This window comes from Streptomyces botrytidirepellens (genome assembly GCF_003721215.1).
GTDB classification, from domain to species: Bacteria; Actinomycetota; Actinomycetes; order Streptomycetales; family Streptomycetaceae; genus Streptomyces; species Streptomyces himastatinicus.
Genome location: NZ_RIBZ01000269.1, coordinates 1 through 25,493 on the forward strand (window position 1 = coordinate 1; position 25,493 = coordinate 25,493).

22 protein-coding genes and 3 pseudogenes are annotated in these 25,493 nt (G+C 70.3%); 6 read left to right on the top strand and 19 right to left on the bottom strand.

Annotated features, from left to right (window positions below; translation table 11 throughout):
• Positions 1–1,191, top strand: a pseudogene (locus EEJ42_RS51020) (hypothetical protein); the annotation flags it as partial.
• On the opposite strand, the gene EEJ42_RS21125 reads toward EEJ42_RS51020, so the two are convergent.
• From EEJ42_RS21125 to EEJ42_RS21170, 10 genes are all read right to left on the bottom strand, one after another.
• Positions 1,188–1,877, bottom strand: a complete 690-nt coding sequence (locus EEJ42_RS21125) for an alpha/beta fold hydrolase (protein WP_184503187.1) — start codon at positions 1,875–1,877, stop codon at positions 1,188–1,190. The pseudogene EEJ42_RS51020 and the gene EEJ42_RS21125 sit on opposite strands and share 4 nt — an antisense overlap.
• A gap of 41 nt (positions 1,878–1,918) precedes the next feature.
• Positions 1,919–3,502, bottom strand: coding sequence for an acyl-CoA synthetase (locus tag EEJ42_RS21130; protein WP_123101823.1), 1,584 nt, complete (start codon positions 3,500–3,502; stop codon positions 1,919–1,921).
• A gap of 27 nt (positions 3,503–3,529) precedes the next feature.
• The gene (locus tag EEJ42_RS21135) at positions 3,530–4,633 is read right to left on the bottom strand and encodes an NAD(P)H-dependent flavin oxidoreductase (RefSeq protein WP_123101825.1); all 1,104 of its coding nucleotides are present in this window, start codon (positions 4,631–4,633) and stop codon (positions 3,530–3,532) included.
• A gap of 91 nt (positions 4,634–4,724) precedes the next feature.
• A complete protein-coding gene (locus tag EEJ42_RS21140) occupies positions 4,725–6,299 on the bottom strand; it encodes a phytoene desaturase family protein (RefSeq protein ID WP_123101827.1) in 1,575 nt (524 codons plus the stop codon).
• 33 nt (positions 6,300–6,332) lie between these two features.
• Complete coding sequence (locus EEJ42_RS21145; RefSeq protein WP_123101829.1) at positions 6,333–7,235, bottom strand: oxygenase MpaB family protein; 903 nt, start codon at positions 7,233–7,235, stop codon at positions 6,333–6,335.
• 24 nt (positions 7,236–7,259) lie between these two features.
• On the bottom strand, positions 7,260–8,504 hold the full coding sequence (locus tag EEJ42_RS21150; RefSeq protein WP_123101831.1) for a multidrug effflux MFS transporter: 1,245 nt from the start codon (positions 8,502–8,504) through the stop codon (positions 7,260–7,262).
• Positions 8,501–9,028 carry a MarR family winged helix-turn-helix transcriptional regulator gene (locus EEJ42_RS21155; protein ID WP_246097096.1) on the bottom strand — a complete coding sequence of 176 codons (528 nt, stop codon included), beginning with the start codon at positions 9,026–9,028 and terminating at the stop codon, positions 8,501–8,503. The genes EEJ42_RS21150 and EEJ42_RS21155 overlap by 4 nt, the downstream gene beginning before the upstream one ends.
• 86 nt (positions 9,029–9,114) lie before the next feature.
• The gene (locus EEJ42_RS51025) at positions 9,115–9,537 is read right to left on the bottom strand and encodes a PaaI family thioesterase (RefSeq protein ID WP_184503188.1); all 423 of its coding nucleotides are present in this window, start codon (positions 9,535–9,537) and stop codon (positions 9,115–9,117) included.
• 152 nt (positions 9,538–9,689) lie between these two features.
• Positions 9,690–10,280 carry a TetR/AcrR family transcriptional regulator gene (locus tag EEJ42_RS21165; protein ID WP_123101833.1) on the bottom strand — a complete coding sequence of 197 codons (591 nt, stop codon included), beginning with the start codon at positions 10,278–10,280 and terminating at the stop codon, positions 9,690–9,692.
• Between the two features lie 430 nt (positions 10,281–10,710).
• Entirely contained in the window at positions 10,711–11,265 is a 555-nt protein-coding gene (locus EEJ42_RS21170; RefSeq protein ID WP_123101835.1) for a PaaI family thioesterase, read from the bottom strand.
• A gap of 105 nt (positions 11,266–11,370) precedes the next feature.
• Between EEJ42_RS21170 and EEJ42_RS21175 the strand changes: the two genes are divergently transcribed.
• Positions 11,371–11,838 carry a winged helix-turn-helix transcriptional regulator gene (locus EEJ42_RS21175; RefSeq protein WP_123101837.1) on the top strand — a complete coding sequence of 156 codons (468 nt, stop codon included), beginning with the start codon at positions 11,371–11,373 and terminating at the stop codon, positions 11,836–11,838.
• A 210-nt stretch (positions 11,839–12,048) separates the two neighbouring features.
• Here EEJ42_RS21175 and EEJ42_RS51030 read toward each other — a convergent pair whose 3' ends face one another.
• From EEJ42_RS51030 to EEJ42_RS21185, 3 genes and pseudogenes are all read right to left on the bottom strand, one after another.
• Positions 12,049–12,198 carry a hypothetical protein gene (locus tag EEJ42_RS51030; protein WP_184503189.1) on the bottom strand — a complete coding sequence of 50 codons (150 nt, stop codon included), beginning with the start codon at positions 12,196–12,198 and terminating at the stop codon, positions 12,049–12,051.
• Between the two features lie 35 nt (positions 12,199–12,233).
• Positions 12,234–13,151, bottom strand: coding sequence for an alpha/beta hydrolase (locus EEJ42_RS21180; protein WP_246097098.1), 918 nt, complete (start codon positions 13,149–13,151; stop codon positions 12,234–12,236).
• A gap of 63 nt (positions 13,152–13,214) precedes the next feature.
• Positions 13,215–14,120 (bottom strand): annotated as a pseudogene (locus tag EEJ42_RS21185) (alkene reductase); the annotation flags it as partial.
• A 44-nt stretch (positions 14,121–14,164) separates the two neighbouring features.
• On the opposite strand from EEJ42_RS21185, the gene EEJ42_RS21190 reads away from it, so the two are divergent.
• On the top strand, positions 14,165–14,356 hold the full coding sequence (locus EEJ42_RS21190) for a hypothetical protein (protein WP_123101843.1): 192 nt from the start codon (positions 14,165–14,167) through the stop codon (positions 14,354–14,356).
• A 15-nt stretch (positions 14,357–14,371) separates the two neighbouring features.
• Here EEJ42_RS21190 and EEJ42_RS21195 read toward each other — a convergent pair whose 3' ends face one another.
• A complete protein-coding gene (locus tag EEJ42_RS21195) occupies positions 14,372–15,187 on the bottom strand; it encodes an oxidoreductase (protein ID WP_123101845.1) in 816 nt (271 codons plus the stop codon).
• 699 nt (positions 15,188–15,886) lie between these two features.
• On the opposite strand from EEJ42_RS21195, the gene EEJ42_RS21200 reads away from it, so the two are divergent.
• The gene (locus EEJ42_RS21200) at positions 15,887–16,075 is read left to right on the top strand and encodes a hypothetical protein (RefSeq protein ID WP_123101847.1); all 189 of its coding nucleotides are present in this window, start codon (positions 15,887–15,889) and stop codon (positions 16,073–16,075) included.
• Between the two features lie 15 nt (positions 16,076–16,090).
• Here EEJ42_RS21200 and EEJ42_RS21205 read toward each other — a convergent pair whose 3' ends face one another.
• The 5 genes from EEJ42_RS21205 to EEJ42_RS21225 all read right to left on the bottom strand — a co-directional run bounded on the left by EEJ42_RS21205 (position 16,091) and on the right by EEJ42_RS21225 (position 23,945).
• Positions 16,091–19,600: an indolepyruvate ferredoxin oxidoreductase family protein gene (locus EEJ42_RS21205; RefSeq protein ID WP_123101849.1), complete on the bottom strand. Its 3,510-nt coding sequence runs from the start codon at positions 19,598–19,600 to the stop codon at positions 16,091–16,093.
• 31 nt (positions 19,601–19,631) lie between these two features.
• Positions 19,632–20,405: an RraA family protein gene (locus EEJ42_RS21210; RefSeq protein WP_123101851.1), complete on the bottom strand. Its 774-nt coding sequence runs from the start codon at positions 20,403–20,405 to the stop codon at positions 19,632–19,634.
• Entirely contained in the window at positions 20,402–21,013 is a 612-nt protein-coding gene (leuD, locus tag EEJ42_RS21215) for a 3-isopropylmalate dehydratase small subunit (protein ID WP_123101853.1), read from the bottom strand. Before leuD ends, EEJ42_RS21210 begins: the two co-directional genes overlap by 4 nt.
• The gene (leuC, locus tag EEJ42_RS21220; RefSeq protein WP_123101855.1) at positions 21,010–22,416 is read right to left on the bottom strand and encodes a 3-isopropylmalate dehydratase large subunit; all 1,407 of its coding nucleotides are present in this window, start codon (positions 22,414–22,416) and stop codon (positions 21,010–21,012) included. The genes leuD and leuC overlap by 4 nt, the downstream gene beginning before the upstream one ends.
• Positions 22,417–22,478: 62 nt before the next feature.
• Positions 22,479–23,945: an MFS transporter gene (locus tag EEJ42_RS21225; protein WP_123101857.1), complete on the bottom strand. Its 1,467-nt coding sequence runs from the start codon at positions 23,943–23,945 to the stop codon at positions 22,479–22,481.
• 139 nt (positions 23,946–24,084) lie between these two features.
• On the opposite strand from EEJ42_RS21225, the gene EEJ42_RS21230 reads away from it, so the two are divergent.
• Positions 24,085–24,858 (top strand): GntR family transcriptional regulator, encoded by a 774-nt coding sequence (locus tag EEJ42_RS21230; protein ID WP_221179397.1) that lies wholly within the window; start codon positions 24,085–24,087, stop codon positions 24,856–24,858.
• A 336-nt stretch (positions 24,859–25,194) separates the two neighbouring features.
• Positions 25,195–25,493 (top strand): annotated as a pseudogene (locus EEJ42_RS21235) (integrase core domain-containing protein); the annotation flags it as partial.

Consider the following 25,493-nt stretch of genomic DNA (forward strand, 5'->3'; position numbering starts at 1 on the left):
CGGCGCGAGGCGGCGCTGCTCGCCGCCGCGGCCGAGGGCCCGCTGCCCGCCCCGGCGGCGGACACGGTGGAGTGGGCGCGCCCCGAACGTGGCGAGCGGCGGCGGCAGTTCACCAGCCGTCTGGTGCCGCTGCTGATGGGTCTGGTCGCGCTCGGCGTGGCCGCCGTGCCGTCGGACGGGGCGGTCCCGGGGCGGGTGGCGGTCATCAACGCGCTCGCCGTGCTGGTGCTCGTGTGGACGGCGGGCTCGTACTGGCGCGTCCTGCGGAACCCCGGGGTGCGGTGGAGCGTCGGCCCGCGCGGGATCACGGCGTACGACCCGTGGTTCGGCACCACCGAGATGCCCGCCGACCGGATCGCCGGGATCGTTCCGCAGCGGGTCACCGAGGAGACGCCCACGGGCACCACGCGGACCTCGGTGGTGCTCCAGTTCTACGGGTACGACCTGTCGCTGCTCGGCACCGCCCACGCCGGGCGGATCCCGCCCGTCGAGCTGCTGGCGGGCTTGCGTTCGCGCGGCTACCGCGTCATCGAGGACGAGCACGCGCCGGACGGCGGCAGCCACCGTGCCCCCGGTCGGCCGCCCGCCCCGGAGTACGACGCGTACGCCTCGACCGCGTACGCCTCCCTGGCGTCGGGCGCGGCGCACCCGGCCCCGGCCCGTCCCGCGCCGCAGGCCCCGCCCCCGCCGCCGTCCCCCTCCGGGGGCGAGCCGGTGGTCGTTCCACTGCCCGCCGCCACCCGACTCTGGTACTACCTCGGCGGGGTGGCCGCCGGGGCGGTGGTGGCCGCGGTCCTCGGCTTCAAGCTGCGTCACCTCGTGGGCGGCGGAATGTCCTGGCTGGTCTGGGGGCTGCCCGCGGGCATGGCGACCGGGGCGCTGGCGGGCTGGTTCCACGATCTGCGCCGCCCCGGTGTCGTCCTCGGCCCGGACGGCATCCGGCTGGCGGGGCGCGGCGGCAAGGGCGGTACGCAGTGGGGTCACGACCGCGCGACGATCGGCGGCATCGCCGTGGAGGCGTACGACAACGGGGAGCGCGCCCTGTACGTGTGGTCGCCGTCGGGTCAGGTGATCCGCAAGGAGAGCGGGCACGTGCCCGACGCCCAGGAGCTGCGGCGCGGCTGTGAGCGCGCCGGACTCCCCTGGGGCCGCCCGGACTTCGGCCACTGGAGCCCGCCGCCGACCCCCTAGCTGTCCAGGAACGCTCCCAGGGCGTCGAGGAACTCCTCGGGGCGGTTCTGGTGGACGCAGTGGCCCGCGTCGATGGTGACCAGGCGGCAGTCGGGTATCCGCTCCGCCAGGTCGGCCAGCAGCTCCTGCGGGATGTGGCTGGCCGGGCCGCCGCCTATCACCAGGGTGGGCGCGGTGATGGCCGAGAGCCCCTCGGTCCAGCTCGGGTCCGGGGCGTTGCGCTGGGCGGTGAACTGCGTCTTCACGGCCCAGTCGAAGGCCATCCGCCCGGCCGGGCGCGGCGGCACCTCCAGCGGCGGGTCCTGGGGCAGCAGCAGCGGGGCGTCCTCGATCACCAGCCGCTCCGTCAGGTGCGGGAAGCGCTGGGCGACGAGGTAGGCGACCACGCCGCCGTAGGAGTGCCCGATGAGCGTGACGCGCTCCAGCCCCATCGCCGCGAGGAACCCGGCGACCTCGTCCCGCAGCAGTTCCAGGGCGTACTCCCCCGGCCAGTCGCTGGATCCGTGGCCGCGCAGGTCGAGCGCGTACACCCGGCGGCCCGGGGCGAGGCGCGGCGCTATGGTGAGCCAGTCGACGCCGTCCTCGCCGAGGCCGTGCAGCAGCAGGACCGGCGGGTCGCCCGCGGCGCCCCACACCCGGTACGTGAGCTCGACCCCGTCCACCTCGACACTGTCAAGTGTGTGCATGGGGCAGAGGATACGGCCGATACGGCTGGGGACCACCCCTGTCACACCGGTCGCTCATGACCGTCCCAGTAGGGCTCGCGGAGCCGCCGCTTGTAGAGCTTGCCGTTGGGATCGCGGGGCATCTCCTCGATGAAGTCGACGGACTTGGGGCACTTGTAGCCCGCGAGCCGCTGTGCGCAGTGGTCGAGGATGGCGGCCGCCAGCTCCGGTCCCGGGGTGTGGCCCGGGGCGGGTTCCACGACCGCCTTGACCTCCTCGCCCCAGTCGTCGTGCGGGATGCCGAAGGCGGCGGCGTCGGCGACGGCGGGGTGGGTGAGCAGCGCGGACTCGATTTCGGCCGGGTAGATGTTGACCCCGCCGGAGATGATCATGTCGATCTTGCGGTCGCGGAGGTAGAGATAGCCGTCCTCGTCGAGGAGGCCGAGGTCGCCGACGGTGAAGTAGTCCCCGATGCGGTTCTTGCGGGTCTTGCCCTCGTCCTTGTGGTAGCTGAAGCCGCCGGTGCTCATCTTCATGTAGACGGTGCCGAGTTCACCGGCCGGCAGCTGCCGCCCGTCGTCGTCGAAGATGGCGATCTCGCTGATGGGCCAGGGCTTGCCGACCGTTCCCGGCTTCTTCAGCCAGTCCTCGGCGGTGGCGAAGGCGCCGCCGCCCTCGCTCGCCGCGTAGTACTCCTCGACGCAGTCGCCCCACCAGTCGATCATGGCGCGTTTCACGTGGTCCGGGCAGGGCGCGGCGCCGTGGATGGCGTGGCGCATCGTGGCGACGTCGTAGGACTCCCGTAACTCCTCGGGGAGGGCGAGCAGCCGGTGGAACTGCGTGGGCACCATGTGGGTGTGGGTGCAGCGGTAGGCGTCGATGAGCCGCAGCATCTCCTGGGGCGTCCACTTGTCCATGAGCACCAGGGGGTGGCCGATGTGCAGGGACGAGGACGCGAACTGGAGGACGGCCGTGTGGTAGAGCGGTGAGCACACCAGGTGGACGTGGTCGGGCTCCTCGGCGCGGGGCCGGATGCCGAAGAAGCGCAGGAACCCGCCGAGATGGCTCTCCTCGGGGAGCTTTCCGGTCAGCGGCCGCCGGATGCCGCGCGGGCGTCCCGTCGTACCGGAGGTGTAGTTCATGACCCAGCCCAGTTCGCGGTCGGCGGGCGGGTCCGTCGGCTGTCCCTGGAGGAGTTCGGCGTACGGGCGGAAGCCCTCGACGGCGCCGACCGCGTAGCGGTGGGTGGCGGGCAGCCCGGCCTCGTCGGCGGCCAGGGCGGCCTGGGTGCCGAAGCGTTCGTGGGCGATCAGCACCTTGGCGCCCGAGTCGGAGACGATCCAGGCGATCTCGGGGCCGACCAGGTGGTGGTTGACGGGCACGAGGTAGAGCCCGGCCTGGGTGGCGGCGAGCGCGGCGGTGAAGAACTCGACCCCGTTGGGGAGGACGACGGCGAAGGCGTCGCCGCGCCGGAGCCCGGCGGCGCGCAGCCCGCCGACGAGCTGGTTGCACGCGGCGTGCAGCCGGGCGGCGGTCCACTCCTCGCCGTCGGGGGCGACGAGGACGACGCGGTCGGGTTCGCTCGCGGCCTGGGCCCAGAAGCCGACGGGGATGGTGGGGGTGGGGTCGCTGGTCGTGGCGGTCATCGGTCGTCGCCCTCCTTTAGTCCCGCTTCAGTCCCGTCCGGCGATGCGGTTGACGCGGTCGATGGCACGTTCGAAGCCCCGGGTCAGGTCGTCGAAGACGGCCTGCACGCTGCGGGTTGAGTTCATCCGGCCGACGATCTGCCCGACCGGCGTGCCGAGCAGCGGTTCCACCTCGTACTTCTGGATGCGCGAGACGGCCTCGGCGACCAGCAGCCCCTGGAGCGGCATCGGCAGCGTCCCGGGGCCCTGCGGGTCGTCCCAGGCGTCCGTCCAGGCGGTGCGCAGCTGGCGGGCGGGTTTGCCGGTGAGGGCGCGGGAGCGCACGGTGTCGCCGGATCCGGCGGCCAGGAGCTTCTCGGTGAGCGCGGCCGAATGCAGTTCGGCCTCCTCGGTGGTGAGCCAGATCGAGCCGAGCCATACGCCCTGGGCGCCGAGCGCGAGCCCGGCGGCGATCTGTTCGCCGCTGCCGATGCCGCCCGCGGCGAGCACGGGCAGCGGGTCGACGGCCTCGACGACCTCGGGGGTGAGCACCATGGAGGCGATCTCGCCGGTGTGGCCGCCCGCCTCGTAGCCCTGGGCGACCACGATGTCGAGGCCCGCGTCCTGGTGGTGGCGGGCGTGGCGGGCGCTGCCGGCCAGCGCGGCGACGAGGATGCCGCGGTCGTGGGCGCGGGCGACGACGTCGGCGGGCGGCGAGCCGAGCGCGTTGGCCAGCAGCTTGACGGGGTAGTCGAACGCGACGTCCAGCTGGCTGCGGGCGACCTGCTCCAGCCAGCCGGTGATCCGCCAGCCGGAGGCCTCGCCCTCGGCCAGTTCGGGCACCCCGTGCTTGGCCAGGGTCTCCTGGACGAACGCGCGGTGCTCCTGCGGGATCATCGCCTCGATGTCGGCCTCGCTCACCCCCTCGACCTTCTTCGCGGGCATCACGACGTCGAGGCCGTACGGTTTGCCGTCGGTGTGCTCCTGCATCCAGTCCAGGTCGCGGGCGAGGTCCTCGCCCGCGGCGTAGCGGACCGCGCCGAGCACGCCGAACCCGCCCGCGCGGGTGATCGCCGCGGCCACGGCGGGGAACGGCGTGAAGCCGAAGATGGCGTGCTCGACACCCAGCCTTGTGCTCAGCTCCGTCTTCATGCGGGGCAGGATGCCGCAGGGGGCATGGGAGGGGAAGAGTTTTTCTGACGGAACGTCAGATTGACTCGGTCGGATTGTCCCGGTGCCGGGGTTACTTCCCCAGCACCGCCATCGCCGCGTTGTGGCCGGGGATGCCGCTGACCCCGCCGCCGCGCACCGCGCCCGCGCCGCACAGCAGCACATTGGCGTGGCGCGTCTCCACGCCCCAGCGGCCGGTGCCCTCCTGGGCGTACGGGAAGGCCAGCTCGCGGTGGAAGATGTTCCCGCCCGGCAGCCGCAGTTCGCGGTCCAGGTCCAGCGGGCTCTTCGCCTCGATGCACGGCCTGCCGTCGGCGTCGTACGCGAGGCAGTCGGCGATCGGCTCGGCGAGGTGGGCGTCGAGCTGGGCGAGGGTGTCCCGCAGCAGGGCCTCGCGGGTCCCCTCCGGGTCGTCCGTGAACAGCCGGGCGGGAGTGTGCAGCCCGAACAGGGTCAGGGTCTGGTAGCCCCGCGCGGCCAGGTCCGGGCCGAGGATCGACGGGTCGGTCAGCGAGTGGCAGTAGATCTCCGACGGCGGCCGCCGCGGCAGCTCCCCCGCGGCCGCCTGCCGGTACGCCTCCCCCAAGTCGCCGTAGCCCTCGGCGATGTGGAACGTCCCGGCGAACGCCTCGCGCGGGTCCGCCTCGGGGTCCCGCAGCGCGGGCAGCCGCCGCAGCAGCATGTTCACCTTCAGCTGCGCGCCCTCGGCGGGCGGGGCGGGCGGCTCCTCGCCGAGCAGCCGCGCCAGCTCGCGCGGGGCGGCCCCGACGAGTACGTGGCGGGCGCCCACGACGTGTTCGCCGCCCCGGTCGACGTACCGCACCTCGGCCGACGTCCCGTCGGTGGCGATCCCCGTCACCTCGCAGCCGGTCGCGATCCGCGCGCCCGCCAGGCCGGCCGCGTGTGCGAGCGCGTCGGTGAACGCGCCCATCCCGCCCACGGGTACGTCCCAGTCGCCGGTGCCGCCGCCGATCACGTGGTACAGGAAGCAGCGGTTCTGCCGCAGCGAGGGGTCATGGGCGTCGGCGAAGGTGCCGATCAGCGCGTCGGTGAGCACCACGCCCCGCACCAGGTCGTCCTCGAACGCCGCCTCGACCGCCTCCCCCAGCGGCCGTTCGAACAGCGCCTCCCACGCCGCGTCGTCCCCGATCCGGTCCCGCAGCGCGTCCCGGTCCGGCAGCGGCTCGGTCAGCGTCGGGAACACCCGCTCGGCGACCCGCCCCGTCATCCCGTAGAACCGCTCCCAGGCCGCGTACTCCCGCTCCCCGCCGGTCAGCCGCGCGAACGCCTCCCGGGTCCGGGCCCCGCCGCCGGTCTCCACCAGCAGCCCGGTCGGCCGCCCGCCCCGGACGGTGGGGGTGTACGAGGAGACGGACCGCTTGCGGACCGCGAACCGCAGACCCAGGTCGTCGACGATTGACCGGGGCAACAGGCTGACCAGGTACGAGTAGCGCGACAGCCGGGCGTCCACCCCGGCGAAGGGCCGCGTGGACACGGCCGCGCCGCCGGTGTGGCCGAGCCGCTCCAGCACCCGCACACTGCGCCCCGCCCGGCCCAGATAGGCGGCGGCGACCAAGGCGTTGTGGCCGCCGCCGACGATGACGACGTCATAGGCATCGCTGGCACCGCTGGCATCGCTGTGAGGCATGCCCTCTGGATTAGCACGGGGTGAACGCCGCGGCTACCACCCGGCCCGGTCCGGCACGGCCGCGTCGCGGAGGAGCGTACGGGGCGAGGGGCGGGTGCCCGGGCCGAGCCTCTCCACGGCCCGCAGGATGTGCTTCGGCGGCAACTGCCAGCGCACGGTGGACGGGACGCACCGCAGCACCCGGCCCGTCGCCCGCAGACGGCGGGTCACCGTGGCGGGCGCGGGCGCGGGGCGTCCGTACAGCGCGTGGGCGTAACGCGGCAGGGAGGCGTAGGCCAGGGCGGCGAAGCGCCCCCAGATCAGGTCGCGCGCCGGGACGAGCGCGGCGTGCACCGGGGGCCTGCGCAGAAAGGCGTCGACCTCGCGGGCCTCGGGGGTGGCGGCGAGTTCGGGGCGCACCGTCGCGAAGTACGCGCGCAGTTCCGCCGTATCGCCCGGTACGGCGGCGGGGTCGAGCCCGACCAGGCGGGCGGACTCCCGGTTCTCGGCCACGTAGGCGTCCGCTTGACCGTCGGTGAGGGGGTAGCCGGAGCGGCGTACGACATGGAGGTACGAGGCGACCTCGGCGCAGTGCACCCACAGCAGCAGGGCGGGCTCGTCCACGGCGTGCCGGGCGCCGGTGCCGGGGTCGGTGACGGAGAGCCGCCGGTGGATGCCCCGCACCCGGGCACCGGCCCGCTCCGCGGCCTCCGTGGTGCCGTAGGTGATGGTCGCGACGAACCGGGCGGTGCGCAGCAGCCTGCCCCAGGCGTCCTGGCGGAAGTCGGAGTTCTGGATGACGCCGCGCACCGCGAGCGGGTGCAGGGCCTGGAGGTAGAGGGCGCGGACCCCGGCGATCCACATCATCGGGTCGCCGTGCATCTGCCAGGTGACCGACCGTGGGCCGTACAGCCCCGGGTCGGGATCCGGTATGCCCTGCGCCGCGGCCGCCGTCATGGCCCACCACCTCCTGCGGTCAGCCTAAGGGGCCCTGGTGGCCACGGCGGCGAGGGTGGCCAGGGCCAGGCAGGCGGCCATGACCGCCGCCATCGGTGCCGGGCTGTGCGCGCCGAACAGCCCGACCAGCGGGGAGACGGCCGCGCCGAAGAGGAACTGGCCACCGCCCAGCAGGGCGGAGGTGGCGCCCGGCGCCGTGCGGCCGCGGCTCTGGGCGATGGTGACCACGGCCGGGAAGAAGACCCCGAACGCGGTGAGGGCGAGCAGCAGGCACAGCCAGGTGGCGGTCAGGCGGCTGCCGACGGTGACCTGGACCAGCAGCAGGGCCGAGGCACCCGCCATGGCGAGCACACTGCTGGCGACGAGGAGCGTTTCGGCGGACCAGCGCCGGGCCAGCCGCCCGTAGGCGAGGCTGCCCGCCATGTTGCCGAGCGCGTTGACGCCGTAGACGAGGCCGGCGAGAGCCGGGGCGAGGTGGTGGACCTCCTGGAAGACGAACGTGGTCCCGGCGATGTACGCGAAGACCGCCGCCCCGCCGAAGGCCAGGGCCAGCACGGGCGCGAGCACGGCACGCCGCCCGGCGACCCGGCCGATGGTGCGCAGACTTCTCGCCAGTCCACCGGTCAGGCGCGCGGACGGCGGATGGGACTCCGGGACCCAGCGCAGCACGCCCAGGGCGAGGAGCAGCCCGGTGAGGGCGAGAACCGCGAAGACGTAACGCCAGGACACCACCAGCAGCAGGGCCCCTCCCGCCAGCGGGGCCAGGACCGGTGCCGCGGCGGTGATCGCCCCCAACCGGGAGAAGACCGTGGCGAGTTCACCGTCGTCGTACAGATCGGCGACGACCGCGCGGGCGATGACGATCCCGGCCGCGCCCGTGATGCCCTGCCCGACCCGAGCCGCGTTGAGCACGGCCAGGGTGGGGGCCACCGCACACACGGCGGAGAGGACGGCGAACGAGACGGCCCCGGAGACGAGGACCGGGCGGCGGCCCACCGCGTCGCTGAGCGGGCCCAGGACGAGCTGTCCGACGATGATGCCCACCAGAAAGCCGGTCAGGGACGTCTGCGCGCCGGAGGCGTCGGTCCCCAGCGACCGCGCCAGGTCCGGAAGGCCGGGCACGTACATGTCCGTCGCCATCGGGCTGACCGCGCTCAGCCCGGCCAGCACCAGGAGCAGCCGGGCCCGTTGCGGGGATACCGCGCGCGGGGCGCGGGCCGGGTGTGCGGCGGGGTGAGTGGTTCGGTCGGCGGCTCGGTCGGCGGTCATGGTGCGGGAGCCGCCCCCTCCGCGTCCCCGGCCACCGGTGGCGGTCCGCCGCGCGGCTCCATCGCGACCTCGGCCCCGGCCACCTGCTCCAGCAACCCGGCGGCGATCCGCAGGACGCCGCGCTCGGCGGGCGACAGCGTCTGCCGCAGCGCCTCGGCCAGCCACGCGTTCCCGTCCCGCACATGCTCCCGCAACGCGTCCCGGCCCGCCTCCGTGAGCGCGATGTTCTGGCGACGAGCGTCCACCTCACTGCGCGAACGGCGGATACGGCCCTGCTCCTCCAGCTCGTTGAGCGCCCGCGTCAGGGACTGCACCTGCAACCCTTCGATCGCGGCCAGTTCGGACGGCGCCAGCGCCCCGCTGTGCCGCAGGTTGGCCAGGATCGAAGCAGCCAGCCGCGTCAGCGCCCGGCCGCTGCCCGGCTGTTCGGCGCGGAGCCGTGACGCGAGCCGGGACACCCCCCATCGCACCGACTCGGCCAGCAGGAGATCCTCGTTCGCTTGCCTGTCCGTGTCTCCATCCACAGGTAGCAAGCTAAAGCGTAGGACTTGGCCGTCTCAACCCCCGTGCTGGCGTCAATCCGCCAAGCCTCAGCTTGCTTTCATTCGATTCACCCTCTGCTCTGCGCACTAAGAGGAGCCAACACAAGGTTCGGACGCGCGGGTAGGTGATCACGCAGCAGGTCAGTTCGAGGATGCGGCACCCATCGCATGGTGGTGCAGGCGCTGCCAGAGCGGATGAAGTACGCGTTGCCCGCGACCCCCACCGCGATCCGGGTCAGCCCCAATAGCAGCCCCTGACCGGACTGCCCGCCGGCCGCCGAGTCGAGCAGGGTGGCGTAGACCCCTCCGCGTACACCGCCGGTGGAGTTGTCGTGCTCCTCGCCCGGCACCAGCGAGAAGACCACGCGGCCCTCCTCCACTTCCTCGAGGGCGAAGTCCGGAGCGGCCACGATGGGTGGTGGGGGCAGGCGTCGCTCGAGCAGGTCGCGCCGCACCTCCACGCCCGAGGTGCGGCCCGCGGTTGCTCCCACAATCGCGGGATCCTGCCACTCACACGTAGGCGTCCGTCCCACGATCCTGCCCCTCTCCACCGTGCTACCCGGTGGGCGGCGGCCGAAGTCCAGCCGGAGAGAACCTGCCGCCCTCGGACTCTTCCCCGAGAGCCACAGGGGGAGGTGGTGCGTCAGACGCGCTGCCCGGCGTCCAGCAGGGCGAGGGTGTTGCTGATCCCCTGATCGAGGACTTCATTGGCGAGTTGGCCGTCGGTCAAGGCGCGGGAAAGCTGTAGTGTCCCGGCCATCAGGCCGAGGAGGCTGAGCGCCTTCACACGTGCGGAGGACGGGGCCTCGGGCGCCATACGGGCGGCAATGCCGTCGACGAGGATCAGCACGCCGTCGGTGTACGCCTGCCTGGTCATGTCGGTGCAGCGCCCGATCTCGTCGAGCAGAGCGGCGTTGGGGCAACCGTCGCCAGGGCTGTCGCGGTGCTGGGGCGACAGGTACCCGCGCACAATCTGCTCGAGTCCGGCACGGCCAGGCGCGGCCCGCGCGACGACGCTCTCGGTCTGCACCTTCAACTGGTCGGCGATTGCCGTGGTGACGAGGTCATTTTTGGATTCGAAGTGAGCGTAGAAGGCTCCATTGGTCAGCCCCGCGTCCTTCATGAGCGTCGAGACCCCGGAGCCGTCGATACCGTCTTGCTTGAACCGGCGGCCCGCCGTTTCGATGATCCGCCGCCTCGTCTCCGACTTGTGCTCTTTTCCGTACCGCACCACAGCACACGCTCCTTCGCCGGCCGGAAGGACCGGTTGCCCTACGCCGACTACACCAGTCTATGGTATTGCGAACGTAATCCAAAGAGTCGGCAGCGGCGACGGCCGGCCGCCTCCTCGCCACTTGCCCTCTACAGCTTGGACGACGGGCGAGCGCCGGGCTTTCACCAGCGAGGGCAGGCACGGACCCAGCGCCTGGACTCGCCCTCGTCGGCGCGGCTCATGATGTCGGCCGTCACCACGCCACGAGCTGTACCCGGCGCTCGTGCGCGCCCTCGCACCCCTCAACCTCGCCTACCTGCACATCGGCCACGGCGGCGACCACGGACTCCTGCACAGTCACCAAGGGGCAGCGGGCCGCCGCCGAGTGGAATGTCGATGCACTCCCTGTTGCCCCGACTGCCCCCACGGAGCGAGGGCCCTGCTTGCGGAGTCACACCTGAGGGGCGGGCACCGGGAAGAGCATGCAGCTGCTGGTGGCGTGGGCGAGCAGACGGTCCGTGTCGTCGACCAACTGCGCCTGGGCCAGGGCAGTTTGGCGGCTCTTGCTGACAACCGTGCCGATGGCGCGCACCGGGCCCGTGTCCACGGTGATCCGTCGCAGGAACTTCACCGTCAGGTCGAGCGAGGTGTACGCCATGCCCTGCGGGAGGGTGGACTGGACGGCGCAGCCCGCCGCCGAGTCGAGCAGGGTGGCGAAGATGCCGCCGTGGACGCTGCCGATCGGGTTGTAGTGCTCCTCGCCCGGTGTCAGCGAGAAGACCGNGACGCTGCCGATCGGGTTGTAGTGCTCCTCGCCCGGTGTCAGCGAGAAGACCGCCCTGCCGGGCTCCACCTCGTCCAGGGCGAAGTCGACGGTGTAGTTGATCGGCGGCCTCGGCAGCCGCCCCGCCTGCATCTCGCGCAGGAAGTCGATGCCGGCCGTGCGCCCGGCGGCCTCCGCCAAGATCGCGGGATCGTCCCACTGATACGTACGCGTTCGCCCCACGGCCCAGCGCCCTTCCCTCTGACTGTCGGCTGACTTTTTCGAGTGAAGCTAGCTTTTGTTTCACCTGACTGTCAATAGTGAAGACAGGTCCCTTACGATGGCGGGATGGAGTGGCTTGAGGCGAGCACGGAGAACTGCCCCGTCCAGCGCACGCTCGACGTGATCGGGGAGAAATGGACGCTGCTGATCCTGCGTGACGCCGTCAACGGTGTCCGCCGCTTCGACGACTTCCACCGCCACATCGGCTTGTCGGAGGCCGTCCTCAGCAACCGCCTCCGCAAGCTGACCTCGTCCGGCATCCTGAAGACCGTCCCCTACCAGGAGCCCGGCAGTCGCTCCCGCAACGAATACCGCCTGACCCGCAAGGGCTGGGACCTATGGCCCGTTCTGATGGCGCTGAGCCAGTGGGGCGAGGCATACACCCTCGGCTCCGAAGGTCCTGTACTGGACGTCCGCCACACCGAGTGCGACGCCCCGGTCCGCGTCGTCGTCGAGTGCTCCGCGGAGCACTCGACCCTCACTCCCCGTGAAGTCACTGCCCGGCTGGGAACAGGCGCCCGCCTCCGGTCGTGAGCCACCGACCTCGCGGTCGCGGGCCTGACAGCGGTGAGACATCAGCTGAGTGCCGTCTGCTCCGCCACCGTGCCCCTCAGCGCACGATCGATTCAGGCGCGCCGCCGAACCGAAGTCGATGGGCGCTCCGGTCGCAGGGTTCAGCGCCTTCGCCGTCCCCGACGTCGCCGGCACACTGGCCGCACCGATGAGCAGTTCTACGGGGGAGCGTCAGACCTGTGCCTTCTTGAACGCAGTGACGATCTCGTCGGCGGCCCCGACCGTCGCCTGCGGGACCGGGACGAGGTCGCGTGCGTCGCGGACCCGCGCGCCACCGCAGGCCAGGTCGGCGTCCGTCCACCGTCCCGATCCGGCAGGCACGCGGATCTTGCAAGTGCCGCGCCCGTACCGCTCGGTCAGATCTTCGTCTTCTCCCGGACCCACGCGCCGATCTGTGCGATGGCGGCGTCGGCCTCCGGAACCCGGCCGGCACCGTAGACGTACGAGTGCTGGCCTCCCGGGACCACCACGGTCGCCGTGTCGATTCCGGCGTCCTTGACGCGGGCGGCGAACTCCTCGTCCTCGCCGGCCAGGACCTCGTAGGTTCCCCAGGAGACGAGGGTCGGGGGCAGACCGCTCAGGTCCGCCCGGTTCAGATTGATCCTGGTGTCCGTGAACTCGATGCCCGTGCCGCCGACCCAGGACTCCCGGAAGAACTCCAGCAGCTCCTTGCTGAGTATCTTGTCCGTCTCGGCCTTGGTCGCCATGGTCTCGTTGGCGATCTCGAGGTCGCACCAGGGGGAAATCGACACGATGGCGCCAGGCAGCGGCTGCTTCTTGTCGCGGAGGCGAAGCGCCAGGGCGACAGCGATGAACCCGCCGATCGAGTGGCCGATCGTGATGATGTTTCCCGGCTCATACCCTTCGGACCGCAGCCAGTTGAAGGCCACCTCCGCGTCGTCCACCTGAGCCGGGTACTTGTGTTCCGGTGCTCGCCGGAAGTCCAGGACCAGTACGGGGGCCCCTGCGGCCTTGGCGATATGGCCGGCGAGCTTTCGGTCGACGAATGCTGACGACAGAACGGAGCCCCCGGCGTGACCGTGCAGGAGGACGTAGTCGGTGTTGGCGTCGACCGGTTCGCACCAGATTCCCAGAACGCCACCCGCGTCCACCTCCCGATAGGTGACGCCTTCCGGCTCCCGGGCCGTGAGATGGACGCTCTCCGACCGGGTGCGTATCGCATCCAAATCGGACTCGGGAATCACCAGTCCGGCCATAAAGTCCGCGAACTCGGTCGCTTCCGGGCTCAGTTCAACAACAGCGTGATCAGACACGTGGCACCTCCATGGGGCCATCTGGGCATACCGGCCCGCAAGGACCGGTATCGCCGGGGATTGTCAGGCGGTGTAGGTGGGGTAGTCGGTGTAGCCGGCCTCGCCGCCGCCGTAGAAGGTGGCGGGGTCGGGGGTGTTCAGCGGCGCGCCGGTGCGTACGCGCTCGACCAGGTCGGGGTTGGCGAGTGCCATCACACCGACGGTGACGATGTCGGCCAGGCCGTCTTCGATGTCCTTGGCGCGGGTGGCGATGTCGGTGCCGGCCCGATTGAGAACCAAGGTGTTCGGCCACAGCTTGCGGAGGGTGTGCAGGAGTTCGTCGTCGCCGCCGTGGCCGATGTGCAGGTAGGCGAGGTCGAGCGGGGCGAGGGCGCGCACGAGTGCCGGGTACAACTCGTGGGTGTCGCTCTCCGCGATGTCGTTGAACGGGTTGCCGGGAGAGATCCGGAGGCCGGTGCGGCCGGCGCCGATCTCGTCGGCCACGGCGGTGGCGATCTCGACGGCGAAGCGGATGCGGTTGTCGAGGGAGCCGCCGTAGCGGTCGGTGCGCTGGTTGGTGTTGGTGGCGAGGAATTGGTGTACGAGGTAGCCGTTGGCGCCGTGGATCTCGACGCCGTCGGCGCCGGCCTCGATGGCGGCCGCCGCGGCGCGCCGGAAGTCCTCGACCGTGGCGGCGACCTCCTCGGTGGCCAGCCCGCGCGGTACCGGCATCTCCTGAGGGCCGGACGGGGTGAACATGGTGCCCGCCGGCCGGCCCGGGGAGGGGGCGACCGGCTGCCGGTGGTGGGGGGTGTTGTCGGGGTGGGACATCCGTCCGGCGTGCATGAGCTGGATGACGATGCGTCCGTCGACGCCGTGCACGGCGTCCGTGACCTTGCGCCACCCGGCGATGTGCTCCTCGGAGTAGATGCCGGGGGTGAGCAGGTAGCCCTGGCCGTCGGCGTTGGGCTGGGTGCCTTCGGTGATGAGCGCGTACGCGATGACCGGCCGGACGGGCCCGGTTACCTTCCACCGTGGAAGTCATTGAGCCGTCGGAGTTGACGGTGATGTTCTCGGGGATCTCGCCGGCGGCGAAGTCGAACTTCGCCGCGGTCCGTACGTCGGCGACAACGGATCCGCGATACGAGGGTCCCGTCCCCGCGGACGCGGACGGCGCCGACACCAGGACGGCCGCCGTCGCGGTGACCGCCAGCGCGATTCCTTGAAGCCGGACCGGGATGTCACGTGGGCATGCGGTTGTTCTTGCGGATCTGCTTGTCGAACGCTCCGGCGGGGACGAGGCGGCGCGCCGTGGTGACGCGTGAGGCCAGCGGGCCGGCGGTGTAGCGCAGCTTCGGCTTCTTGTCGGTGGCCGCAGTGACGATCACTTTGGCGACGACGGCGGGGTCGTCGCCGCCCTTCATCGCATCCCCCATCACCTCGTCGAAGACGCGCCGTCGCTCCGCGTACAGAGGCAGCGGGGTGTCGGGCTGCGCGGCGTTGGTGTCGAAGCTGGTCTTGGTATAGGCGGGCTGGACGAGGAGGACCCGGACGCCGTGCTCGCGGACCTCGTGGTCCAGCGACTCGGAGTAGCCCTCGATGGCGTGCTTCGACGCGACGTAGAGGGCCATGAAGGGCTGGGGGGCGACCCCGAGGACGGACGAGATGTTGATGACGCGTCCGCCGCCCTGGGCGCGCATGTGCGGCAGGACGGCCTTCGTCATACGGATGACACCGAGAACGTTGATGTTCAGGACGCTCTGGGCCTGGGTGACGGAGTTCTCCTCGACGGCGCCCGCCGAGCCGATGCCTGCGTTGTTGACCAGGACATCGATGCGTCCGAACCGGTCGATCACCTCTCCGACCGCGGCGGTGGCCGAGTCGTCACTGGCCACGTCGAGATCGAGGTACGTCACACCGGCGGGCGGGGTGAGTCCGGAGGTCTTGCGGCCGGTTCCGATCACCTCGAAACCCGCCGCGACGAAGGCGCGGGCTGTCTCCTTGCCGATCCCCGATGAGGCACCTGTCACGAGCGCCACCGGCCGAGTTCTCGCCATCACGAACTCCCTTGGGTTTGAATTACGATCGTATATCTTACGTTCATACGACCATATGGGGGTCGTCGGTCGATGGCAAGTGGTTACGTCCGGCGATCCGAGAAAGACCCGGGAAACCCCCTGGCGCTCAGCGCGAAGGGCACTCGGCTTCCGCCGCCAAGGTTGTCCCGAGTCCCGAGCGGGAGGCCCTGATTACGGCTCCCCGATAGCACTTCGACACAGAAACGGGGAGCACATGCGTCCCCGGACCACGCCTGACGCGGCACCTCTGACACGGGCGCGCCGACGCCTCGCGCTGGCCGGACTGGCCGTCGCGCTCACCTGCCTCGCGGTGACGAGCAGGGACATCGGGCGGCAGACGTAGTGATCAGCCCTGCCAACTGAAAATCCTCGTCACAGCGGGTGTGACCAGGCTTTTTAGTTGGCACCGCTGTACGTTCCTGACCTGCGGCGATGCCAACAACAGTCAGCGGCATCCAAGACGGCGCAAGCAATTTGGTTGGCACATTGGTACACCCCAGGTCAGGGGCACTACGGCGGGAACTCACGGAGCGGTGGCCCCAGAACACGACCATCCCAGGGGGAACAGGCTCGCCACCACCATCTTCGGCGACTGGTCCCGGCTCCCACCCCGGGGGCGCAACCTGTCCCGGCTGGTCCCCCGCGGCCCGTGACCGTTTCGCCGACCTGGAAGCCAAGATGCTGGACGTCGTGAGCGTCCTGCGCGTGGACGTGGGCACCCACCCGGAGGACACGGAACCCGGCCGCTTCATCACCGATGCGACGGTGTACGGCACCCGCGCGAACTGGCGGCTGCAGATGACCATGGACTACGCCCGCGACGGCGACACGTGGTCCGTGGTCCGCTCAGCCGCCACGACCTGGTGAGCAATGGCCCTTGGTTCACCGGTCCGGCGAGCCGCTCGCCGTCGTGTCGAGCGTGTCGAGTCGGTGGCTCTCCCCGAACTCGTGGCGCAGCCGAGTGAGTTCCTCCCGGTAGCGGTGTACGTTCTGCACCTTGATCTGCTCGTAGCCCCTGACCATGTCGGGGAGCGAGGCGATTTTGGCGGCGGACGCCAGGGTGAGCGGACTGAGCCGGGGCAGCAGTTCCTCGACCTCTCGCCGGTACCCCACGATGAGTTCGCGCTCCATGCGGCGCACCGGGTGATAGCCGAAGACGTCCAGCCGAGAGCCGCGGAGGCGCCGCGCGGCGTACAGCAGGCGGAACATCGGACGGGCCTTTGCGCCGAACGAGATTTTCCGCTTGAGCCCCATCGCGCGCAGCAACGGCGGGTGCAGTTTGACCTGATACGACGTGTCGGGGCCGAACTCGTGCCGGACGGAGGCGTCGAACGTCTCGTCGAGGATGAGCCGGGCGACCTCGTATTCGTCCTTGTAGGCCATCAGCTTGTACAGGTGGGCCGCCACCGCCTCGGCCAGTTCGGTGGATCCCGGGACGGTAGCCTCTTCGGCAGTGCGCACCTTCTCCACGAAGGTGACGTACTCCCGCGCGTACGCCAGATCCTGGTAGGCGACGAGTTCAGCGGTGCGACGCGCGACGAGATCGGCGAGCCGTGAGCTGTCCGTCGCCCGCACCATGGCCACCAGGCGTGCCACCTCACTGGAGGGAGTCGGTATGACTGCGGGCGGTGTGTTGTCCGGCGCGAGGACGGCTTGGAGGGTTTCCGGTTCTGCCACGGCCTGGCGCCCCCGGCGGAATGCCTGGATGTTGGTGGCCGCCGAGGCACCGCTGAGCGTGATGGCGTGCTCAAGCGCCTCCGCGGTGACGGGGAGCCGGCCGACCTGGAACGCCGCGCCGACCAGGATCATGTTGGCGTACTGCTCGCTTCCGAAGAGTTTCTGGGCCAGGCGGTCGGCGTCGAGGTACACGGTGCGAGCCACCGTGCGGTCGACGGCGCTGCGGATGGCGCTCTGCTCGGCGAAGCGGATCGAGGTGTCGACGACCATGTGCCCGGTGGGGATCTGAGCAGTCGACAGCACGGCCACCGTCTTGTCGGCCGACGCCGCTTTGAGGTTGACCGGGTCGGTCCCGACGAGCGTGTCGCAGATCAGGTACAGGTCGCAGGAGCCGGCGCGGAGCTTGGAGGAGGCTTCTGAGGGCGTGACGGTGAGCTTGAGGTCGGACACCACGGCGCCGCCTTTCTGGGCCAGGCCGGTCTGGTCGAGGCTGCGGACGGCGCGACCGTCGATGAACGCGGCGGTGGCGACGATCTGCGCGACGGTCACCACCCCCGTCCCGCCGATCCCGGTGACGCGCATCGTGAAGTCGTCGGGGTCGACCTGGACGGCGGCCGCGGGGATCGCGTCCGGCTCCAGGTCGGCGAGGGCCCTCCGCTCTGCCTTGACCGTGCCCGGCGTCACCGTCACGAACGAGGGGCAGTCCCCCGCGAGACAGGAGTAGTCGAGGTTGCACGACGACTGGTGGATGCGGGTCTTGCGGCCGAACTCGGTCTCGACCGGGTGCACGGACATGCAGTTGGACTTCTCGCCGCAGTCACCGCAGCCTTCGCAGACGCGCTCGTTGATCACGACCCGGGTGGACGGTGTCGGGACGAGGCCGCGCTTGCGCTTGCGGCGCTTCTCGGCGGCGCACTCCTGATCGTGCACGAGCACCGTCACGCCGGGCACCTTCGCGAGTTCCCGCTGAAGGGCGACGATGTCACCGCGTTCGTGGACCGCCACTCCGGCGGGCAGGCGTCGCCGCGGCACGCGATCCTTGTCCTCGGTCGTGATGACTACCTTGGACACGCCCTCGGCGAGCAGCAACCGTGCCACCTGGTCCAGGGCCAGGGCTCCGGCCGGGTCCTGCCCACCGGTCATCGCGACGGTGGAGTTGTAGAGCAGCTTGAAGGTGATGTTCTCCCCGGAGGCGACCGCGGCCCGGATCGCGAGGCTCCCGGAGTGGGTGAACGTGCCGTCGCCGAGGTTCTGGATGAAGTGGTTCTCGGCCAGGAAGGGCGCCATGCCCAGCCACTGCGCCCCTTCGCCGCCCATCTGGGTCAGGCCTGTGACGTCACCAGCCTGCTTCTCGTCCATGACCAGCACCATGCCGTGGCAACCAATGCCCGCGCCGACGAGCGTGTCCTCGGGAACCTTGGTGGAGGAGTTGTGCGGGCAGCCGGAGCAGAAGTACGGCGTCCGGGTCAGGAGGGGCAGTGCGGTCCGGTTGGTGACCGGCCGGCGCTTCCAGGCCCGCGCCGACTCGATTCCGTGCACCTCGCCCAGACGTCGGCCGAGGGCGCCGGCGACCTGATCGGCGTCGAGCTCCCCTACCGGGCTGACCAGCTCCCGCCCGTCGGGGTCTGCCTTGCCGATCACGAGCGGTGCCCGCGGGACGCCGTACAGGATCTCCTTGATCGCGTTCTCCAGGAAGGGGCGCTTCTCCTCGACGACGATCACCTCGTCGAGTCCCTCGCTGAACTCTCTGATCACCTGGGGGTCGACAGGCCAGATCATGCCGATCTTCAGCAGGCGGATGCCGTATCGGGTCAGTGCGGCGTCGTCGAGCCCCAGTGCGTTCAGCGCCTCACGGACGTCGAGGTAGGTCTTGCCGGCGGCCACGATCCCGATGCGGTCCCCGGGCGACCGGGTGACGACGCGGTCGAGCCGGTTGAGCCGGGCGTACTCGAATGCCCTTGGCAGGCGTTCGGAGAACATGCTCCGCTCCAACCGCACCAGGTTCCCGCCGACCAGCTTGGCGTCGGGGTGAAAGGTGCTTTCGGGCAGGTCACCGTACGTGGGCAGGACGCGCTCGGGGTGGACGGTCGCGGTGCACGAGCCGTCGGCCACCGCGGTCACGATCTTCAGTCCCGACCACAGGCCGGTGAAGCGGGACAGATACGGCGCGTGGAGGCCGAAGTCCAGCACTTCCTGGGCGTCTGCGGGGTACAGGGTCGGGATCGTGAGGTCGGCCAACGCCATTTCTGAGGAGCAGGCCAGCGACGAGGATTTGCCCGCGGGGTCGTCACCGACGATCGCCACGGCGCCGCCGCGGGGATCGGTGCCGATCAGGTTGGCATGGCGGATCGCGTCGGAGGCGCGGTCGAGGCCGGGTGACTTGCCGTACCAGTAGCCGGTCACCCCGTCGTGCGTCAACGTGCCTACCCGCGACGCCAGTTGCGAGCCCATCACCGACGTGGCGGCGAGTTCCTCGTTGACGCCGGGCCGGTGCACCACGGCGAACTCGTCCAGCATCTCCTTGCGCCGGGCCAGTTCGAGGTCGAATCCGGCCAGCGGCGAACCCTCGTATCCGGAGATGAACGACGCGGTGGACCGGCCGTCGCGTCGATCGAGCCTCGCACGGTCACGGACCGTCCGAACCAGTGCCTGGATGCCCGAGAGGTAGATGGCTCCTTCGTCGAGCCGGTACCGGTCGTCCAGGGAGACGTTCATGCGGGATCACCTTCGAGGCTGGGGGGCGGGATCATTCGGGGGTGTGCCGGGTGCTGGTGCGCCGGACGAGTTCTTCGAGGCCCGCGCTGGAGCGGATGGCGGCGACGAGAGCGTCCTCCGCGGCCTGAGCGGTGACGCAGGCATCGGCGACGGCCGGCAGGTGCTCGAACGGCACCACGCACACTCCGTCGGCGTCCGCGACGATGTAGTCGCCCGGCCGGACGGACACACCGGCCACGCTCACCACGTCGTTGATCGCCACGGTGTCCACGCGGTGGCGGGCCGCCCGTGGGGACCGGTTCGCGCTCCAGACCGGAAGACCGGTGCCGACGATCGTCGCAGTGTCGCGGACGGCTCCGTCGACGAGACAGCCGGTCAGACCGGCCTTCAGCGCCCACTGGGCCGAGAGCCCGCCCAGCAGTGCCCAGTCACGGTTGCCGCCGCAGTCGACGACCGCCACATCGCCGGGACGGGCCACTCCGTAGAGGTCACGGTCGCCGACGACCAGTCGGCTCCCGGCGGAGCGGACGACCTCGGGATCGGCGTTCGCCCGGATGTACCGCAGGGTGACGGCGGGACCGCAGACCCGCATGTCCGGCGCCAGCGGCGCCAACGCGTCGGTGGTCAGCACGGCACCGACGCCGAGCTCGTCGAGGGCGTCGGCCACGGCCGAGGCCAGGTCCGGGAGGGCCAGGAGCTTCGCGACTTCGGCGGTGTCGTGTCGCGGCACGTCCACCGTCCTGATCCGGTCGTCGGGCACTCGCCCGGTCAGTCTGCGGCGAACGGTGTCGGGAACGGCGGTCATGCCACGGCTTCCGGTCCGCGGGCCTTCGGCAGCGAAGAGCGGCGGCGGGCTTCGTACGCGGTGATGTCGTCGCTGTGCTGCAGTGTCAGCTCGATCTCGTCGACGCCGTTCATGACACGCCATCGGAAGTCGTCCGGGTACGCGAACGCGAATCGGTGGTCGTTGACGGAGACGGTCCGGCCTTCGAGGTCGACGGTCAGGGGGACCTGAGGCTCGGCCTCGACCTGCTCCCACAGCGCCTCGATCGCGGGCTCGGGCAGCGTGGCTGCGACCAGCCCGTTGTTGACGGCGTTACCGCGGAAGATGTCGCCAAAGCGTGGGGACAGGATGACGCGGAAGCCGTAGTCGACCAGGGCCCATACGGCCCACTCACGGGATGAGCCGGTCCCGAAGTCCGGACCGGCGACGAGGATCGAGGCACCCTCGTACTCGGGCCTGTTGAGCACGAAGTCCGGCTCCTTGCGCCACTCGCCCATGAGGGCCGCGGCGTGTCCGGTCCTCGTCAGGCTGCCGGTGAGCGCGAGTTGGGCGGGGTAGATCTGGTCGGTGTCGACGTTGGACCTGCGCAGAGGCACAGCCGTGCCGACATGGGTGCGCAGCGGCTTCATGTCCGGTCCTCCAAGTCGTTCGGTTCGGCGAGGCGGCCCAGTACGGCGCTGGCCGCCGCCACGGAGGGTGAGACGACGTGCGTGCGCACACCTGGCCCCTGACGTCCCTCGAAGTTCCGGTTGTTCGTCGATGCCGTGCGTTGCCCGGCGGCGAGGCGTTCACCGTTGACGGACACGCACATCGAGCAGCCCGGGCTGCGCAGCTGGACACCCGCCGCCTCGAACGTGCGGTCGAGCCCCTCCTTGACCGCCTGGCGACGCACGCCTTCCGAGCCGGGGACCAGATAGACCTGAACGTCCGGAGCGACCCGCCGGCCCTTCCAGACCTCGGCGACCTTCCTCAGGTCCTCGATCCGGCCGTTGGTGCACGACCCGATGAACACCGCGTCGATCGGCACCGTCTTCATCGGTGTCCCGGGCTCCAGGTCCATGTAGGCGACCGCCCGCTCCGCGGCGAGCCGCTCGACCGGATCGGCGAACTCCGACGGCGAGGGAACGACCTCGGCCAACCCAACGGTCTGGGACGGGTTCGTACCCCAGGTCACGTGCGGCGAGAGCGTGGAGGCATCGAGACGGACCTCCTTGTCGAAGACCGCGTCCTCGTCGCTGACGAACGTCTTCCAGTACTCCACCTCCTCGTCGAAGGCGGCCCCCTGGGGAACGTGCGGCCGGCCGCGGAGGTACTCGAAGGTCACGTCGTCCGCTGTCACGAGCCCGGCCCGTGCTCCGGCCTCGATGCTCATGTTGCACAGGGTCATCCGGGCTTCCATGGACATCGACCGGATGGCCTGTCCCTGGTACTCGATGACGTGCCCCTGGCCTCCGGCTGTGCCGATCCTGCGGATCATGGCCAGTACGAGGTCCTTGGCGCTCACGCCGGGCGGCAGGACACCGTCGACGGTGACCCGCATGTTCTTCATCCGCCGCATCGGCAGCGTCTGCGTCGCAAGTACGTGCTCCACCTGACTCGTCCCGATGCCGAAGGCCAGCGCGCCCATGGCCCCGTGCGTCGTGGTGTGCGAGTCGCAGCAGACGATCGTCGTCCCCGGCTGGGAAAGTCCCAGTTCCGGTCCGATCACATGCGCGATGCCCCGGGATTCGTGACCGAGACTGAACAACTCGATGCCGAAGTCATGGCAGTTGCGTCGCATATGGGTCAGGTACCGCTCGGCGACACCGCCGGAGATATCCGTGCCGCCGACCGTGGGTGTGACGTGGTCTTCGGTGCCGAGGGTGAGTTCAGGCCGGCGGATCCTGCGGTTCTGCTCTCGCAGACCGTCGAAAGCCTGGGGCGTGTTGGCCTCGTGCAGGAGGTGGAGATCGATGTAGACGAGATCCTGTCCGTCATCGTCCGACCGGACGATGTGCGTGTTCCAGATCTTGTCGGCCGCCGTTTGGGCCATCTGCCGTCTGTCCTTTCATGTGAGCCCCGACCTGTCATGTGAGCCCGGATGCCACGACCGTGTCAGGACCGGTCGGGAGCCACATCGATTCCGGCGCGGGCCACCTCGGCCGCGGGCTGCGGTACGGGATCGGCCGACGTCCCCTCTCCGCTCCCCGTCACGTCCTCCAAGCTCAGGCCGTTCGTCCGCGGACCCAGAATCGCCAGATCGAGGCACGTGATCGTGATGATCACGGCGGCCGCCGCGAAGACCTCGACGGGCCCGAAGTGGTCAAGGATGGCCAGCGCACCGAATGGAAGCAGTCCCGCCGTGAGCCGCGAGAACGAGTACGCCACCCCGCCGGCGGTGCTGCGCACCTGCGTGGGGAACAGTTCGGCCTGGTAGACGTGCCAGGCGCTCGAGACGACGCTGTTGCAGACGGTGATCGTCACGCCGGCGACGACGATGACCACGGAGCTGGTCGAGTTGCCGAAGACGATGCCGGCCACACCGATGAGTACAAGCCCACCGATCACCAGGAACTTTCTCTCCACGCGCTCGGCCAACGGCACCGCGAGCAGGGCACCGACCGGCGAGCCGACGAACGACAGCGCCGTGTAGAGCAGCGAGGACGGAATGTCGTATCCCTTGCTCACCAGGATCAGGGTCGCCAGCGACGCGAAGCCGTACTGGCCCACGGTCTGGGTGATCTGGAAGATCCACATCATCGCGGTCCGCCTCCGGTACGGCGGTCGGAACATCGCGCTGAACGGGATCTTCGCCACCGGCCGATAGACGACGCCCTGGACTTCGGGCAGCCTGCGGCCGGTCTGCGACTCCACCGTCCGCTCCACCTCGGAGACGATCGCCTCCGCTTCCTGTGGGCGGTTGCGCTCGGCGAGCCACCGGGGGGACTCGGGGAGGTTGCGGCGCAGCCAGAACACCAGCAGCCCTCCCATGCCACCGCCCACCAGCATCCAGCGCCAGCCGTCCATCAGGAAATGGACCTTGACGATCAGCAGTCCGCCGGAGCCCGCGACGACCGGGGCGGCGAGGAAGCCGATCGCGTAGGCGACCGCGATCAGGCGACCGCGGGCCTTTCTCGGCAGGAACTCGCTCAGGTACGTGTCGAGGAGGATGAGCTCCGCGGCGAGGAACACACCGGAGACGACACGCAGAGCCACGAGCATCCCGACGTCGACCGCGAAGGCCGATGCGAGCGCGAGCAGCGAGTACGCGGCGAGGTTGTAGGTGAACATCTGGCGCCGCCCGAAGCGGTCGCTGGCCATCCCCAGGAAGATCGCACCGAAGACCATCCCGAAGAACGGCGCCCCCACGAGCAGGGGCTTGGTGAACGAGGTCAGGTGCCACGGCTCCGCCAGCACACTGCCGAGGACACCGCTCATGTAGATCTCGTAGGAATCGAAGAAGGCCGCCAGGCCCACCAGCAGAACGAGCTTCCAGTGCCACCGGGAGACCGGGAGTCGATCGAGCCTCGCGGCGATCTGGAGCGGCCCGGAACGAGACAGGTCGGATGTCGGATATGCCATCGTGCGGCGTCCCTTCCGCAGAGTGATGCGCTTGACTCGCCGGCTGCGGAGTAGCGCGGTGCACGACCACTGCTTCTCACCCGAAAGGCCAGCTGAAGAGCCTGATATATCTGAGATACTCTCTGAATGTTCGCTGAGTATGCTGCTGAGCTGGATCGCTGTCAAGGACGTGATATTTTTCAGCTCGGCAGGAGCTGTCGGCTCGTCGGGTGGGAGGCGAGACACACCAGTGAGCAGCAGAGACAAAGGGGTTTCGATGGGTGCGGCGCGCGACATGCGCCTGTCGCTGACCGAGCGTACGCATGCGCTCCTCAAGGAGGACATCCTCAAGGCCCGCCGACGTCCGGAGAGCCTGCTCATCGAGCAGGAGCTCGCCGAGGAGTACGGGGTCTCCAAGACGCCCATCCGGGAGGCACTGCGGCTTCTCGCCCACGAGGGCTGGATCATGGTCCTGCCCCGTAAGGGCTACCTGGTGCGTCCTCTTCGGTTCGAGGACGTGCGTGAGGTCTTCGCCCTACGACAGATGATCGAGCCGACGCTGGTGGTCGAGGCCGCCAAGCGCAGCACTCCCGAGCAGCTCGATGCCCTGGAGCGTCACATCGACGACCAAGAGGCGGCGACTGACACGGAGGCCGCATTGAACGCGGCGACGGCCTTCCACGTCGACATCGCCACACTCTCCGGAAACCGGCGCGCCGAACGCATGATGGTCAACCTGGGTGACGAGGTCCGCCGAATGCACTACCTCGTGCCCAGCCTCCGCAACAGGCTCACGGAGGAAGCCGAGATCAAGGACCATCGGGACCTCGTGGCAGCCATGAGACGCCTCGACATCGAGCAGGCCTACGAGATCATGGATCGGCACTCCCAGGAATCACTGCGGCAGAAACTCCAAGGTCTGACCACCATCTGATCGACCTGCGGATGCCCGCATCATCCCTGCCCGGCGCCGGAAACCATGCGGGCCATCAGGCGTGGCTCCCGCCTCGGGCAAGTCGCAGAGGGCACGGCCATGCGCTGGCTGGGCCCGGGCGCGTATCGAGTCGTGACCAATGAGCACCGCAGCTTCCGGGCCGGGTGCCCCGTCGGGGGTACGGGGCCGGCGATCTGCGGCTGCGCCGTGTGGGCGCGAGTGACCGGAAGCGATGCCAGGCAGCGGGGCCCGAGGACCCCGGCCGTGTTGTGGGGCTCGGAAAGTCGTCGCTGCAGGTGACGTCAGGTATTCGGCCTCGGCTGAGAGCATGTCCGCGTGACCGTCTCACTGGTGTACAAGGTCGTGCGCAAGCTACTGTCCATCCCCCGGGTACTGCTGCGCAGCCAGGCCACGAAGGACGCGGAGTTGCTCGTGTTGCGGCACGAGAACGCGGTGTTGAGGCGTCAGATCCACGGCCGAGTCCGGTATGAGCCCTTTGATCGATTCTGGCTGGCTGCGCTGTCCGGGCTGATACCCCGCTGCCGGTGGCGTGGGGTCTTCCCGATCACGCCCGGCACCCTGCTGGCGTGGCATCGCAGGTTCATCGCGGCGAAATGGGACTACAGCGCGCGACG